13 protein-coding genes are annotated in these 15,833 nt (G+C 45.6%); 5 read left to right on the top strand and 8 right to left on the bottom strand.

Annotated features, from left to right (window positions below; translation table 11 throughout):
• Positions 1 to 36 precede the first annotated feature (36 nt).
• The 3 genes from C0Q44_RS11645 to C0Q44_RS30165 all read right to left on the bottom strand — a co-directional run bounded on the left by C0Q44_RS11645 (position 37) and on the right by C0Q44_RS30165 (position 3,757).
• Positions 37 to 1,716, bottom strand: coding sequence for an S-layer homology domain-containing protein (locus C0Q44_RS11645; RefSeq protein WP_181150940.1), 1,680 nt, complete (start codon positions 1,714 to 1,716; stop codon positions 37 to 39).
• Positions 1,717 to 1,899: 183 nt separating this feature from the next.
• Positions 1,900 to 3,357: a glycoside hydrolase family 1 protein gene (locus tag C0Q44_RS11640; RefSeq protein ID WP_105407364.1), complete on the bottom strand. Its 1,458-nt coding sequence runs from the start codon at positions 3,355 to 3,357 to the stop codon at positions 1,900 to 1,902.
• A 250-nt stretch (positions 3,358 to 3,607) separates the two neighbouring features.
• Positions 3,608 to 3,757 (bottom strand): hypothetical protein, encoded by a 150-nt coding sequence (locus tag C0Q44_RS30165; RefSeq protein ID WP_181150939.1) that lies wholly within the window; start codon positions 3,755 to 3,757, stop codon positions 3,608 to 3,610.
• 158 nt (positions 3,758 to 3,915) lie between these two features.
• Between C0Q44_RS30165 and C0Q44_RS11635 the strand changes: the two genes are divergently transcribed.
• A complete protein-coding gene (locus C0Q44_RS11635) occupies positions 3,916 to 4,695 on the top strand; it encodes a hypothetical protein (protein ID WP_105407363.1) in 780 nt (259 codons plus the stop codon).
• Positions 4,696 to 4,828: 133 nt separating this feature from the next.
• Here C0Q44_RS11635 and C0Q44_RS11630 read toward each other — a convergent pair whose 3' ends face one another.
• Positions 4,829 to 6,580: an ABC transporter ATP-binding protein gene (locus C0Q44_RS11630; RefSeq protein ID WP_308737413.1), complete on the bottom strand. Its 1,752-nt coding sequence runs from the start codon at positions 6,578 to 6,580 to the stop codon at positions 4,829 to 4,831.
• A gap of 149 nt (positions 6,581 to 6,729) precedes the next feature.
• Here C0Q44_RS11630 and C0Q44_RS11625 point away from each other — a divergent pair, with 149 nt between their 5' ends.
• The 3 genes from C0Q44_RS11625 to C0Q44_RS11615 all read left to right on the top strand — a co-directional run bounded on the left by C0Q44_RS11625 (position 6,730) and on the right by C0Q44_RS11615 (position 11,651).
• A complete protein-coding gene (locus C0Q44_RS11625; RefSeq protein ID WP_258166252.1) occupies positions 6,730 to 8,172 on the top strand; it encodes an ABC transporter permease subunit in 1,443 nt (480 codons plus the stop codon).
• Positions 8,173 to 8,184: 12 nt separating this feature from the next.
• Positions 8,185 to 9,699 carry an ABC transporter permease gene (locus C0Q44_RS11620; protein ID WP_105407360.1) on the top strand — a complete coding sequence of 505 codons (1,515 nt, stop codon included), beginning with the start codon at positions 8,185 to 8,187 and terminating at the stop codon, positions 9,697 to 9,699.
• Between the two features lie 131 nt (positions 9,700 to 9,830).
• Positions 9,831 to 11,651 (top strand): ABC transporter substrate-binding protein, encoded by a 1,821-nt coding sequence (locus tag C0Q44_RS11615; RefSeq protein WP_105407359.1) that lies wholly within the window; start codon positions 9,831 to 9,833, stop codon positions 11,649 to 11,651.
• Between the two features lie 57 nt (positions 11,652 to 11,708).
• Here C0Q44_RS11615 and C0Q44_RS11610 read toward each other — a convergent pair whose 3' ends face one another.
• The 3 genes from C0Q44_RS11610 to C0Q44_RS11600 all read right to left on the bottom strand — a co-directional run bounded on the left by C0Q44_RS11610 (position 11,709) and on the right by C0Q44_RS11600 (position 14,461).
• Positions 11,709 to 12,350, bottom strand: coding sequence for a sugar O-acetyltransferase (locus C0Q44_RS11610; RefSeq protein ID WP_105407358.1), 642 nt, complete (start codon positions 12,348 to 12,350; stop codon positions 11,709 to 11,711).
• A gap of 196 nt (positions 12,351 to 12,546) precedes the next feature.
• Positions 12,547 to 13,554, bottom strand: coding sequence for an ROK family protein (locus C0Q44_RS11605; protein ID WP_105407357.1), 1,008 nt, complete (start codon positions 13,552 to 13,554; stop codon positions 12,547 to 12,549).
• Positions 13,555 to 14,125: 571 nt separating this feature from the next.
• Positions 14,126 to 14,461 carry a hypothetical protein gene (locus C0Q44_RS11600; RefSeq protein WP_105407356.1) on the bottom strand — a complete coding sequence of 112 codons (336 nt, stop codon included), beginning with the start codon at positions 14,459 to 14,461 and terminating at the stop codon, positions 14,126 to 14,128.
• 256 nt (positions 14,462 to 14,717) lie between these two features.
• Here C0Q44_RS11600 and C0Q44_RS11595 point away from each other — a divergent pair, with 256 nt between their 5' ends.
• Positions 14,718 to 14,921 (top strand): hypothetical protein, encoded by a 204-nt coding sequence (locus C0Q44_RS11595; RefSeq protein ID WP_105407355.1) that lies wholly within the window; start codon positions 14,718 to 14,720, stop codon positions 14,919 to 14,921.
• Positions 14,922 to 15,083: 162 nt separating this feature from the next.
• Here C0Q44_RS11595 and C0Q44_RS11590 read toward each other — a convergent pair whose 3' ends face one another.
• On the bottom strand, positions 15,084 to 15,821 hold the full coding sequence (locus C0Q44_RS11590) for a cyclase family protein (RefSeq protein WP_105407354.1): 738 nt from the start codon (positions 15,819 to 15,821) through the stop codon (positions 15,084 to 15,086).
• Between the last annotated feature and the right edge of the window lie 12 nt (positions 15,822 to 15,833).

Here is a 15,833-nt window from a genome sequence, read left to right as displayed (position 1 = left end):
ATTCCTCTCCGTATCATTATTTATAGGTTATATCGTTTAATTTGTTTTTAATTGTTCCAGTCGTTGCAGGATCAGCTCCAGCTGCTCACCTGTAACAGACTTCGATGGACCAAATTGATCTTTGCTTATACCGGACAATATCCCTGCATGAGCACTGTTTTGAATGGCTTTATAAGCCCAGTGCTCCCCCTGAATGTCTTTAAAAGAAAATACAGTGGCGTCAGAAGCAGCATTCCAGCCGCGATTCGACAGAACATGGTCTACAATCACTGCCATTTGCGCACGTGTCACTTCGGTTTCCGGTGCAAATTGCTGTTTGCTCATTCCGTTCATGAATCCTGCTTTGGTCACCTTAGCAATAGCCTGTTTAGCCCAACCTGGGGCAGAATCCAGATATGGATAATCTCCAGAAGCATCGGGAAGATCCAGTACGTCTGCCAAAACATTCGCTATTTGTGCTCTGGTCACTGGCTCCGCCGGTTGTACGGCATGTTCAGCGCTACCTCCAGTCTGTTCTCCCGCAGTCCCTTTGCTTAGTTGGAACAAGCTCGCGAGTACTTCCTTATCGTTAAAGGCCGGCACCCATGACCAGTGTCTCAGACCGCCATACAACCTTTGGCTATCCATGTATGCATCATCATACAATGCTAATTTCACATGCTTGGCGCCCAGCTCGGTGAGAGCCTGATAAGCGAGTGAGCTTGTGCGACTGTCTGTGGTTGGGTCATTTTCCGCGTGCATAATCCAGACAGGCACATTAACAATATCTTTCAGCTCCTGCTTGAATGCCTCTACAGATCCCGTGTAATCCGCGACTGTATCCTTGGCTGCAACAACAATCGCTCCGGCGAACAGATCCGGATACTGTGTCAGGAAACGAAATGCACCCCCGCCACCACTGGATACACCAGAGAGATAGATCCGGTTCGGATCAACTTCGCCTTCAGCAACCAGCTTCTGGATCAATTCATATTGCGCTACGAAGTACGCTTGCATTTGAGCCAATTGTTCAGGGTTATCATAGATCTTGAAGCTGTAATTCTCAGGATACTGTACTGCTAGCACGGAAGTATCGTATCCCGATTCTGTCCAGACTACCGCTCCGCGATTCGCGGTAAGATGGTTACGTCCATCTGTTCCAACTTCACCACCACCATGAAGCCATACCATGAGTGGCTTGGGTTCTTTGGACGGACTATGTTTCAGATTATAGGACAGAGTCGCACCGTTACTACCTGTAAATTGCCCTTTTTCAAACGCATCCACTGTACGTGTTGTAACCTGCTTTACACTTTTCTCATCAAAAGAAAGCTCCGGATACGTTTTGCTAGTTACTGCAAATTGGGATTTCATACCTCCAGGATATTTAAACGGCTCTACCTCCATATGGATGGTATGATCCTGAATGGTCAATTTTATCCCGTCATCTTCATAATTGTTTTGCACGATTTCCGCTGCTTCATTCAAGGGATAACCATCATAATTGCCTGTAATCTCGAAGTCAGAAGCCTTCAGATTGCGATACTTCTCCGGGTCAGCAACGGTAATGTCAAAGGACTCTACCATCTCTCCCGGATCACCCACATAAGTATTGGCCTGAATCCGCGTAACTTCAGCACGTTCTGCACCAACCGTTGTTGGCCAGATCACACTCAGGCTGAGAGTCAGTGCCAACATCCACCCCATATTCCTTGTAGCCGTATTCCTTTTTTTCAAAGAAAAACCCCTCCAATATAATGTCTTGAAGTATACCAAAAAGCGGACAAGACCCGACAAAAGGGCTCTCAGAACCATCAGGTTCATTCAATACCAACTTTGATGTCAGGTTTTGCCCGCTTCTTGCGGTAACAATCCCGAATGATACATTACCTCATATAATTCGGTTTACGAACGAGAGAATTACAGTTGCTCACCATTGCTGGAAATTACGTTTTTGTACCAGTCGAACGAGTCTTTCTTGGAACGTTTGAGCGTTCCGTTACCTTCATCATCCAGATCGACATAGATGAAACCATACCGTTTGGACATTTCAGATGTAGACATACTCACCAAGTCAATCGGACCCCATGCTGTGAAGCCAATCAGATCCACACCGTCTTTAATGGCTTCTTTCATTTGTTCGATATGTTTCTTCAGGTAATCCACACGATAGGAGTCATGGATAGAACCATCCTCTTCTACTTTGTCATAGGCACCCAAACCATTTTCCACGATGAACAATGGTTTCTCATAACGGTCCCAGAAGTTGTTCAGCGTTACGCGCAGACCAATCGGGTCAATCTCCCAGCCCCAGTCGGATGCTTCCAGATAAGGGTTTTTCACGCCGCCAGTCAGGTTGCCGGATGTCTCTGCTTCGTTGGCAGAAGCGGATTTGGTCACGGACATATAATAACTGAAGGAGATGAAATCAACCGTGTTGTTGAGCATGATTTCATCATCGCCTGCTTCTTTGTGAATCACGATGTTGTTTTCTTCAAAATAACGAGCCATGTAGTTCGGATATTTACCACGAGCATGCATGTCCGTGAAGAAGAGGTTGATCTGATTCTCGTGTTGAGCCAGACGAACATCTACCGGGTTACATGTTGCTGCATAAGTTTCCATACGAGCAAGCATACAACCTACTTGGGAACCTGGCATAATCTCGTGTGCAAGCTTCGTTACCAATGCACTGGCTACAAATTGATGATGCAGCGCTTGATATGTCGTTTGCAACTTGTTATCCACTTTATCGATCAGAATGCCGCCACCTGTGTATGGGCTGAACAGCATTACGTTGATTTCATTGAACGTCAGCCAGTATTTCACTTTATTTTTATAACGGTTAAATACCGTCTCTGCATAACGAACATAGTGTCCGATCACTTCACGACCAGCCCAGCCGTTATATTTTTGCGTCAAGCCAAGCGGAGTCTCATAGTGAGACAGGGTAACGAGCGGCTCGATACCGTATTTCAACAATTCGTCGAATACTTCATCGTAGAATTTCAAACCTGCTTCATTGGGCTCTTGATCATAACCGTTCGGGAAAATACGTGCCCAGTGAATGGACAAACGGAATACTTTGAATCCCATTTCAGCGAACAACGCAATATCTTCTCTGAAGTGATGATAGAAATCGATACCGAAACGTTTCGGGAAACGTTCTTCGATTTTGCCAGAAAGAATCTCTTCAATTCGGGAAGAGGAAATTTCCATGGCATGTCCGCCTGTACGCTTCTCTTTGGGAACATGAGCAATCATATCCGCTGTGGAGAGGCCTTTGCCGTCCTGATCGAATGCACCCTCCAATTGATTGGCAGCTGTAGCGCCGCCCCATAGGAAGTTTTCGGGGAATCCTTTTTTTGCCGTGGTCATGAACAACAACCTCTTTTCGGAATTTATTTTGGTTTTTCCAGGTAACTAACTGTAATTTAGAGCAGAAAACAAAAAAAACCTAAACTCAAGGTAAAATAGCACCAAAAAAAAGGGGCTTTCATTTCACCATCAGTTTAGGTTTTGCCTGTCTTCACAGTTACAATCCATCAAAAGATGTTATTGCTTATTCTGTTGTTTGCTCTTGTAATGTAAGCGTAACATATCTATTTCGCAAAATCAACTTCACGATCTACAGACTCACATTCGCCGGAATCCCCTGTATCAGCGCACGTTCAATCCACTTGAAATCCACCTGCAAATACAGATCGTCAAACAGCTGATCAAAGGATTCCCCACTCGCTCGATCCAACTCCGCCAGATAAATATCTTTCATACTCATGTAAAATCACTCCCTGTGCTGTTTCAATCGCCAGTCGATTGTCTTATTTATAGAAGACCGATTAGATTCTGTAGATCGTATTCGAGAACTTTCGTACGATCATGTAGGACTACGCAACATGTAGAGAGAGAAACACACACACATTTCAGGAGGGTATTATGACAATTCCAAAAAAAGCTTCTTTATTCGCAATGCTCATTATGATTATGCTGGTTGCAGCCGCTTGCGGTGACAAGGCAGATAACACAGCCACCACTGATGATTCCACTGGAACAGAAACAACTGCCGGCACAGATTCCGAAACGACCAACACGGAAGATACAGAGAACACGGAGCCAGCCAACGCAGAGGACAAAGGAACCGATAATACAAAAGACGTTGAGCTGGGAAATACGGAAAAAGGTTCTTATACCAATGACTATTTCGGCGTATCACTGAAATTCCCGGAAGCATGGGAGTTCCAGGATGCTGCAGGCATGAATGAGCTGACAAACGCTTCCTCCGAAGCGATTGCCGGTGATGATGAAACGAAGAAAAAACAGATTGAACTGTCCCAGACTAAAACATTGAATCTGCTTATGGCTTCAAAGTATCCATTAGACGGAGGTCAAATTGGTCCTTCCGCAATGGCGATTGCTGAGAAAGTAAGCTTATTGCAAGGCATTCGTACAGGCAAAGACTACCTCAAAGCAACCAAGAAATTCATGGAGGATAGCCAGTTCCCTTACGATTATAAAGAAATGACAACGGAAACCATTGGTGGCAAAAAGATGGACTTGATGCAAATCACGATGGATGCAGGTGACGGAACAACCATTACTCAGGACTACTACAGTTCAATCATTGAAGGTTATGCTTTCAACTTCATCTTCACGTATCTGGGTGATGAGACCAAAGCCGAAATCGATACCATCAAGAAATCAGTTCAATTAAAATAACCATCCTGGATGGTTACCATGATAGCCAGTGCCAAAAGTGCATAGGAAAGAACCCCGGCAACCGATCTGCAATGATCGTTGTCGGGGTTCTTTTGTGTAGACATGTGTGGACATGGTTGGACATGGATATAACCTATCCAGATATGGCTACCCAGTGCCCCTCTTTGACTTCAACCCAGCTGGAATTCTCCAGATTGTAACGATCGGCTGCCTCTGTTACATCTCTTCCGGCATCGTTCACAACATGTCGTTTCCTCTTCGCTTCCACCGCCGGGTCGGGAACAGGTATGGCCGATAGCAACGCCTTGGTGTAAGCATGTTGTGGATTGGAATACAGTTCTTCACTTTCCGCCAGCTCCACAATTTTGCCGTTATACATGACAGCTACCCGATCACTGATGTGCTTGACCATGGACAAGTCATGTGCGATGAAGAGATAGGTTAAGCCGAGTCGCTGCTGCAAGTCCTCAAGCAATTGCACAATCTGCGCCTGAATGGATACATCCAGTGCAGATAAAGGCTCGTCACATACGATGAATTCAGGTTCTACAGCCAGTGCTCGTGCAATGCCAATCCGCTGTCTCTGTCCGCCCGAGAATTCATGTGGATAACGTTGCGCATGCATTGGATCAAGTCCCACCATCTCCAGCAATTCTTCCACCCGCTTCTCCCGTTGAGTTGCACTGCCCGCAAGCTGATGGATATCAAGCGCTTCACCAATGATATCCATAATTCTCATTTTGGGATTCAACGATGCATAGGGGTCCTGGAAAATAATCTGCATATGTCTACGCATCGTCTTCATCTCCGAAGCAGACAGACGCTGAAGTGGGACTCCCTTGAACAGCACATCTCCGCCGGTCGGCTCATGCAAACGCAAAATGGCACGCCCCGTGGTTGATTTACCGCTGCCCGACTCCCCCACAACCCCAAGTGTCTCTCCTTGACGAATATGAAAACTGATATCATTCACGGCCTTTAAGGTATTCCCCTTACCCAGATTAAAATGCTGTCTGAGTGACTTCACCTCAAGTAGCGGCTGATCATTCTCCAGATCTCTTGGAACCAAAGATTCAAGTTTAGGTTTCTTCTTCTCATCCAGACGTGGTAAGGCATTCAGAAGTCTGACCGTATATGGATGTTTGGGGTTAGCAAAAATCTCTGTCGTTGTCCCGGTCTCCACAATCTGCCCATCCTTCATGACGACTACCCGGTCGCACATGCCTGCCACCACGCCCAGATCATGTGTAATCAGAATAATCGATGTGCCCAGCTGATCCTGCATATCTTTCATCAGGTCAAGAATCTGAGCCTGAATTGTCACATCCAGTGCAGTTGTCGGCTCATCGGCAATGAGCAATTCGGGACGACAAGCAAGAGCAATACCAATCATAACCCGCTGGCGCATGCCTCCCGAGAACTCGTGCGGATATTGATTGTACCGAATCTCGCTTTGATTGATCCCAACCCGTTCCATCATCGCGATGGCCTGCTTCTTCGCTTCTCTTCGTGACAACTTCTGATGTTTAATGAGACTTTCGGAGATTTGTTTACCCACTTTAATGGTCGGATTAAGCGAGCTCATCGGGTCCTGGAAGATCATACCGATATCACGTCCGCGAATGCTCTCCATCTCTTTTTGTGTTTTGTTCGCAAGATCGACACCTTTGAACAAAATCTCTCCCTTTTTCATCTGTGAAGGAGGGGAGGCGAGCAGTCGCATAATGGAACGTGCTGTTACACTCTTCCCACTGCCTGATTCCCCAACGATGCCAAGTGTCTCGCCTTTCCGCACCTCAAAGCTCACTTCCCGTACCGCCTGAAACTCACGCTCTCCAGCAAAAAAAGAGACCGAGAGATCATTCACTTTCAGCATAGGCTCCATCGGTTCACCAGCTCTCATCCGTATTTTGCATGCACTCATATGTATAATTGTAATTCCATACCTTGACAATTGTTTGGACCCTAAATAATATATACTATATCAATCGGAATAATGCAATTTAAACCTGAATGAAAGGAGGTACGCTTGGTTTGAATTTGGCAGAAGGCAGCAGAATCTCACGGTTGGGGTACTATTTAAGTTTTATTTATGGCAAAATGCTGCTTCACCCTTCTTATCGATATGTTCTTTTTATACTGGGATTACCGATTAATCTGGTCGTATATTGGTTCTGGCGATCGAATCGAAAAAAGGACGGCTGGACAGTTGCCAGGCAGGCGGCAGAACAAGAGATGCTCGGTTCCTCCTATCGAAGCAACCTTCAACTGGAAGTGGAAGAACAGTTGCGGCGCAAGCACCGCTTCTTTCAGCAACAGGTCAGTGAGGCAGAATTCAATCGTCAGGCTGAGAAATGGCTCGAAGAGACGTTTCAACAAGAGTTACAGGAGCGGACTTCTCGCAAACTTCAGGAACAGGGCAGTCACCGACTGACCATGGACGATACGTTCCGTTGGCTTATGGATAAACCATGGTTTTTCGCCTTATCCATTATTCCGGGATGTCTGATGTACGCTATCCTGTTCCTGTATGGCAACCCTTATCTAAAGTACATATTCGAAAGAATACTCATGACGCTATTTGTCATTCTGGGTGTAGCTACACTTGTATTCACCATCTTGTATCTGTCTCCGTTCAATCCGGCAGCGAATATTCTTGGCGAGACGGCGACAAAGGAACAGATTGCAGCATTCAATCATGTGTACGGCCTGGATCAGCCTTATCTTACACAGCTTTGGAACAACATTAAGGGCGTTGCCCTGTTTGATCTCGGTAAGTCTTTTGCAGGAAATGAAGATGTCACGGCAACGATCGCAAGGAAATTTCCAATTACATTGACCCTGGCGGTCATCTCCCTGCTGCTTGCACTTGTCATTGCATTACCCATAGGTATTATATCAGCAATTAAGCCTAACTCATGGTTCGATTACACGTTCATGTTTATTGCTCTGATTGGATTATCGATCCCGAATTTCTGGCAAGGACTTATATTCATTCTGAATTTCTCAATCAAAATGCAGTGGCTTCCGGCCACCTTTAACCCGCAGAACTGGCTATCAATCATTATGCCCACCATTGTACTGGGTACAGGACTCACGGCTGCGGTAGCCCGGATGACCCGGTCTTCGACACTGGAAGTCATTCATGAGGATTACGTGATGACTGCACGCGCCAAAGGGTTAAGCGAACGACATGTCATGCTGAAACACGCTGTACGCAATGCATTGATTCCCATTGTAACTGTGATTGGCCTTCAATTTGGAGCCATGTTGGGCGGGGCAGCGGTAACGGAGAAAGTATTTAATATCAGTGGTCTCGGCAGCTACATTGTGGATAAGCAATTCATCCCCGATATTCCGAGTATCATGGGCGGAGTGATCTACACTGCAATCACCATCTCCATTATTAATGTGGTCGTAGATCTGCTGTACGCCTTTGTTGATCCAAGAGTGCGTTCCAAGATGAAACAATATTAAAGCAGGTGTACTATGACAAAATCAGGCTCCTTAACACAAGAAATGCGTTTCCGTCTCAAGTCTTCACGTGAATACAGTCAAGCCAGCTTTGCCTGGGTCACTTCTCTTCTCTTGACCACACTCTTGCTGCTGAACAGTTACGACTGGAGCGAGCAGGTATTCAAACCATTTCTGCTTACTGTTTCTGGAATCTATTTATTCTTCACCCTGGTGCAAAGTGTGCTCACGATTCGAATACGGCGCGACTTGATCCGGCATGGTTCGGTCTCGTTCCTGACTCGCAGGTTGGCATGGATTCAGCTGCTTGCTATCGTGTCTGGCAATATATTTATCGTCATCGCAGCCTTCCATCTCATCCGAAAAGGAAAGAACGTGGAGTATACATTTGCGGTGTATATGCTGCTAACCCAGCTATTCGTGATCGGTGCATCGGCTTTGAATATCTTCAAGCCCTACGTGGCTGACAATTTTCTGCCCGCTATGACGGGACTGATATTTATCCTGGTCATTGACCTGATCGTGCTGGTTATCATATCTCGATATAATGCGTCTTCTACCCTCCCACGATGGATGATAGGCGTCAGTGTCGTGCTGATCCTGACCTCGGTCACCGGGAATGTATTCGCATTGCTGCTCGGCATTTCTATCATTGGACGCATTCGAAGACAATATAAACAAAAATCGAATTTCTGGAATGACCTGTGGGAGCGTCTTGCTCCGAATATGACTGCAATGTCCGGCATGTTTTTTATCATTTTCCTGTTCTCGATCTCCATCTGCAGTTTCTTTACCTTTGACTACAGCATGGCAGTGGAAAACAACTATGCTGCATTACTTCAGTCCCCTTCCCTTGCTTATCCCTTGGGAACGGATGATTTCGGACGATGTCTGTTTTCCCGAATTGTATTCGGTGCCCGGATTTCCTTGATTGTAGGATTCATGTCAACCGTCATCCCGGTGTTCATCGGTGGCACCCTTGGTGCATTCTCCGGATTTTACGGGAGGCATACCGATAACATCATCATGCGGTTACTCGATATTCTCTATGCGATACCTGGAATTCTGCTCGCCATTGCGATTATTGCGGCGTTCGGAGCCAATACAGTGAATCTCATTCTGGCGCTCAGCCTGGGTTCAATTCCAACCTATGCGCGAACGATGAGAGCCAGCGTCCTCTATGTATCCACATTTGAATTTGTTGAAGCTGCGCGTGCACTCGGGTACAACAATCGTTCCATTATTTTCAAACACATTATTCCCAACTCACTCGCGCCCATGATTATCAAATCCACACTCACCATCGGTGGAGCCGTTATCGCGACCAGCAGCTTGAGTTATCTGGGTCTCGGTGTAGAACCACATATACCGGAATGGGGCAATATTCTGAAGCTCGGCAGTACATATCTGGAAACCCATTCGTATCTGGCGATTTATCCAGGTCTGGCGATTATTCTGCTCGTACTTTCATTCAACTTTCTCGGTGACGGTCTGCGTGATGCGCTTGATCCCAAGTTGGAAAAAGCTTAAAGACTCCTCACAGCAAAACACAGCAAAAAAGCGATCAGAAGGTGATTCCACCATCGTAGTGATCACGTGTAAAGTCCTATGTTCAGGTTATAACTCATCATCTCAATACAAATCGATCTGGAGGTAACCTCATGAAAAAAAGTACGTTGATTTCCCTACTATTGATTCTCGTCATTGTGATCTCCGGATGCAGTGTGAAAACCAAGACGGAATCCCAAGCGGAGACCACACCTGGGGATACAGCTGAGACTGCTCAACAATCCGCAGACATTGAATTGCTCGCCATGAGTTCTTCCGAAAATGATGTCAACATTATCCGGGACCAACTGACCAAGAACGGCTTCAATGTGAAGCTGAACTTACAGCCGGATTACGGCAGCTTCAAATCCCAGCAGGATGCAGGAAATTACGATATTTCCTTGTCCAGCTGGACAACAGTCACGGGAAATCCGGATTATGCTGTTCGCTCCCTTTTCAAAACAGGCGGAGATTACAGCATTCTTGCCGATGGTGAGATCGATAAACTGATCGATCAGGCAGCAACCCAGACACCCGATGAATACAAGGACACGTACAAACAATTGGAAGATCGTCTCGTAACCGATCAAGCCTATATCGCACCACTCTACATCTCCCTAAAGAGTCAGGCTGTGAACAAAGACATTCTGAATGTCGATACCGTTCGTCTGTCCAAATCCCGTGCTATGGCATGGGAACCCATTGAATTCAAGGACAGCTCCAAAAATGCCAAAGATCCGTTGATTCTTACACAAGCTGCATCCGTTCTCACTTCCCTTGATCCGATCAAAGGTAATGACGGTTCCATCAACCAATTGAATACCAATATGTATGTGCGTCTCGTGAACCTGACGGATGATGATCAGCTGACACCGGATGGATCACTCTCCCGTAATTTTAGCATCGCCGATGGGAATTCAGAGTACTACTTCGTTCTGCGTGACGACATTAACTTTGCGAAGATTGAGAACAAAAAAGCGGTTGATACGGGAGAACGTGTAGGCGCGGATGATGTAATCTTCTCGCTGGATCGGGCCAAAAACAAAGATTCCGTTCCGGATCATCGCACATACAGTCTGCATGAGCACATCAAACAAGCTGAACTTGTAACGGATCTGAGCGCTCTGGAATCTGTCAAGCAATCCGGTGGCAACGGTACCATTCTGGAAGCATTGCAACAAGGATTGGATAGCAACATTACCGAACTCGTAACGGACAAGAACCAAGCCGATAACGGTGCAGGTAAATATCAGGTTGTTAAACTGACAACGACTGAGCCTTTCCCGCAAGTATTGAACTACCTGGCTCACCAATCTGCTGGCATTGTGTCCAAAAAACAGGTGGAGAGCATCAACACATATGATGTAGCTTCCTTTGATGTCAATAAAGATATCCCATACGGAGATCAGAACACGGTGACTGAAGGCGCAAGCTATAACAATACCCTGTACGCCAGCGGCCCTTACATTCTTTCTTACAAAAACGATTATGAAGGTGTATTCTTGCAAAATCCGGGATACCGCAAAGGTTCCGATGATGCACCGAAAATCGCTCAAGTGAATGTGCGCTTCATTGCGGGTGCAGACAGTGCCCTGTCTGCGCTTCGTAGCAGTGAGGTTCACCTGTACTATGGAGTACCTGAGACCAAATATGACATCATTGAAAACGACAGTAAATTGCACCTGCAAAGCATTCCAAGCAATGCAGTTTCCTACCTGTTGTTTAACACGGCCAACCGTGAAGTTGCCAAGAGCAGTGATTTGAGAAAAGCCGTGCTGTACTCCATTAATCAGGATGAGATTTTGCAGTTCTACAAGAACAACAAGCTCAAAGCATACTCCACAGTAAGCCCGCTCGTTCAGACCGGGAATGAATTGAAAGCTGATCCTGCAAAAGTAAAAGAATTCTTGAGTAACTATAACGCCTCCAAATAAACACCTGACAACAAAAGGCCGTCACCGGATCATCTCCTGATCCTGGTGACAGCCTTTTTATTCTTCCAGCACACGGCAATCTGCCAGAACATCGGGGTAATTTCGCATGCTGTCTGCTTCAGTAATTTTGCGGATCACTCTGCACGGCACGCCTGCTGCAAAAGAATGCGGTGGAATGTCACGAGTGACCACGCTACCAGCTCCAATTACACATCCGTCTCCAATCGTAACACCCCCGCACACCGTGACGTTTGCCGAGATCCATACATCGTTTCCAATCGTGACAGGTTTGGCATAACAGAGTGACTTCACTTCACCATTCCGGTCCACCATCTGTCTCCGCTCACGGGCAATCATCGGGTGAATGGGGGTAACAATTGTAACGTTGGGGCCAAAACTGGTATAGTCCCCGATCGTCACTTGAGCGTCGTCTTGTATCGTAAGGTTGTAATTACCGAAGAAGTGATCACCTATCCGGGTATGCACACCATAATGAAAAAAGATGGGCCCTTGCATGAATCCGCCCTCACCTAAATTTCCTACCAATTGTTGTAATATCTGCTGCCTTTCCTCCGTCTGATCTTCATAGGTCTGACTATATTGCTGACTGAGGTTATGCGCATTACGTTTCATTTTCTTCAATTCAGGATCACCTGGACTAAACAGAATTCCCTTCATGATTCTTTCTTCCTCACGCATCATGACTCCTCCTCTATGCTTGTTCCTGCAAATCTATCATAGATTAAATGGTACGGAATACGCCGTTTTCGTCGTTGAATTTGGGATAAATTCCTCAATCTTTAGAAACTATATGGTTCCATGTCAATACTGATTTATGGGCGAAACATTCGGGTTTCTGCAAGGTAAATAAAATCCACAGAACATGTCCTGTGGATCATAAGGCATCCGAGAGAATACCTGACTTCAACGCCTGAAGAACCATTCCTCTTAATCCTGCATCGAAATCATGTTGAAACGACTCCTGATGTACGATCTCGGGTAACGACGGCATGGGGTGGTCCTTTCCGTACTGTTTCCACGCCAAATCCAGCTCTTCTCTCTCCACCCGTTCCTGATAAATCACAATCTGGTGCGGGGCAACGACGGCATTAATGGTTTGCAGGATCTGACATACATGCCTTACAAAGTCATCCTTGCTCATTTCACGTTTCCAATCAGGAGAGTATGGAAGATACTTGATCTCACCGAACATCCCGTTTTTCCCGCGAATCATCTGTCCGTTCAACATCATGCCCATACCCGGCGGATATCGATTCGGAAAATAAATTCCTGCCACATTCTGTTCCTTCATATCAGCATGTTGTGTACAGTATCCGCTAATCGCTGCATTAACATCATTCTCCACGAGCACTTTCAGTCGGAACTCGCTCTCGATCTCCCGAATCAGATGTGAATGGATAAGTTCCTCATGACTGCTCACCGTGATGTCTCCGTCCACGGCCTGCCCCGGAATACCGATACCAATCATATGAATAGAGGGATACGCTGTAATGAAACGCTCGATAAGTTGCAACACATGTTGTTTATCGAAAGCAGGCAAGATGCTCTCTTCCTTCAACACAACCTCGTTCTCCAGATTCATGACCGCTACCGAGATCAACTCTTGACCTTTCATCTCTTTAATGTAGAGAACCAAAGCAAGCTTGAAGTTATAATTATACCGATATGCCTGAGCAGGACGACCGCCGTTGGACGGAACAACTTTATCCTGAAACAGCTCTCCGCCATCACATAATTCCTGGATCAGCGCATTGATGGTTACAACACTAAGATTGGTTAGTGAAGCTAATTGCGGTTTGGTCGCCGTCTCAATCTGCTGCATGACTTCACGCACATTATTCAAATTGATGTGTTTCATCATTGTAGCGTTGGCTTTTTTCATAAACCTCTCGTTTCTCCTCTGGTTCAATTGAACCAAAGCAATGGTATGGATGTAATTTCACTGCATATCATACCATAATACCTCACTTGAACACGTGAGTGCCATTGTGCTGGCAAGGGATCGAAGCTGGAAGAGTTACTTTGTTCAGACATTCGGATTTAGATGATAATAAGTTTACTCAAACAGATCATCCATCGACTTTACAGGTTTCACTTCCATCGGCTCTTTTGATAAAGCCATGCTTGCATAGGCCCCTACCCAAATGATGATTGCCATAATGATGTATACCATCCATGCTCACCCCCCTGTTTCCTGTTGCTATCCAACCGTCATTTCCACGCCGCAACAGAAGAGAAAAGCACGCAACGTATGCTTAACTCTTCATGATGGGTATTTATTTCATTAATAAATAAACTTTATAAAGTATATATCATAAGTATGCAAGGGTGGCACTTCTTTGTCAAGATGATATGCCCGCTCCCCCTCAGTCTCGGAAACCAACAGCAAATAGCTGCCACCAAGAGTATTCAACGATCCTGGTAGCAGCTATTTGTTCAACTTACAAAACGCGTTATTTCGAGTATCTTTGCTGTACACCAGGCAACAAGGTCACAACCTGAATACCCACTCCCCATGCAAAATAGACCAGATGAATGATGGAGACATCCTGTATCCAGTACACCTGCACCATAATCCAGATGATGAGAGCAAACCCCGTATACAAGGAAAACGTCCAAGCCCAGTAACGATCAGGATAGAGATTCAATCTCTCACCCAACCCCCAATGATGACGACGCAAGAGCGAAATGCCAATCAGAACAGGCATTACACCAAGAACAAGCAGAAGTATGATGCCCGGGATCAGAAAACTGGGAAATGGTGAACGTTCCAATCCCCAGGATTCCATGCATCACTGCGAGTAACCACAATCTGCCTATACTTTGCTTCATCAAGCACCGCTCCTCCCGTTCACCTATTTCTCAACCTCCTACATACATGAAGGAATATTACCTAAGATCTAGTACCATTCTTACACATGGAGCGCATCGTGCCTGTGCTTCTTTTCACTACTAAAATCTTGAAAATCATTCAACATGGAAAAACTTGATAAAAGAACGTGTGTTCGGTATAATAGAAAAATACTGAATGAGCGAGAGGCAGATATGGACGACAAATTCATTAAGGAATTACGCGAGATTAGTCGGGATGACAGACGAAGATCTGAATTTATGATTCAAGGTTTGAAGGAAACACTGCAAGGACGTAAAGAAGAAGGTCTGCTCAAGCGCTGGATACGGCGTAAGAAAACAGAGAAAAAGATCTCACAACGCTTCAATCAGGACCCTTATTCAGATCAAAAGCAATAACATAGGTATTGTGCATAAATCCTGTGAGCGATAGCCATCGAATGATCCAAAATGCTGAATTAAAAAAGGAGGCAGTGTATGCCTCCTTTGCTATTTACATATGAGAAGCGTTTAGAATTCATTACCATTTGAATGATCTACAATAGACTTTGCTCACCTGTTTCATGGCAAAATGGCAAAGGATCGAACTGGAAAACCGGATGCTTTCTCCGCTTTGGGAACAATGTTGAAGATCACCGCGCCTTTAGCCGGCACCTGATCCAGATTCGTTAACAGTTCAACCTGATATGTATCCTGAGCAAGTACATAATATTCTGCCAGTAGCGCCCCATTCTTCTGATAATCTACGGCTGAATCCGTATCAAAGGTTTCATGCCCAATGGCCTTGATCTTTCTTTCCTCAAATAAAAACATGAGTGCACTAACCGACCATCCCGGTGCATGACTGTTGTCTTCCGCATCCTTGTTATCAAATGCTTCATGCCTCGGCCATCGTTTGCTCCAATCCGTACGCAAAGCTACGAAGCTTCCCGCTTCAATAATCCCATGCTCTCTTTCAAATTCAAGAATGTGCTCCACATTCAGCGTGAAATCTGGATTGTTCTGCACTTCGGCGGATTGATCCATAACTACAAGAGGGAGTACAAGTTCCTTCAAACCCAGTTGATCCAGATATCGGGTATCCCGGACGAAGTGAATCGGTGCATCGAGATGTGTGCCGTATTGACCGGGAAATTTGAAGCTCTGGGCGAAGAACCCTTGATCGTGATCAAACAGCGTATCGAATTGTGCCGCATCAAAAGCTGAAAAATGCGGGGAATCGGGACCAAATGTATGGGTCAGATCCACCCACTTCTTTTCTTTCAATAATTGAATGGCTTGAATGAGTTCGTTGGACATCCGGATCACCTC

The organism is Paenibacillus sp. PCH8 (assembly GCF_002968835.1).
In the GTDB taxonomy this organism is placed as follows: domain Bacteria; phylum Bacillota; class Bacilli; order Paenibacillales; family Paenibacillaceae; genus Paenibacillus.
This window is presented reverse-complemented; position numbering and strand designations above follow the sequence as displayed.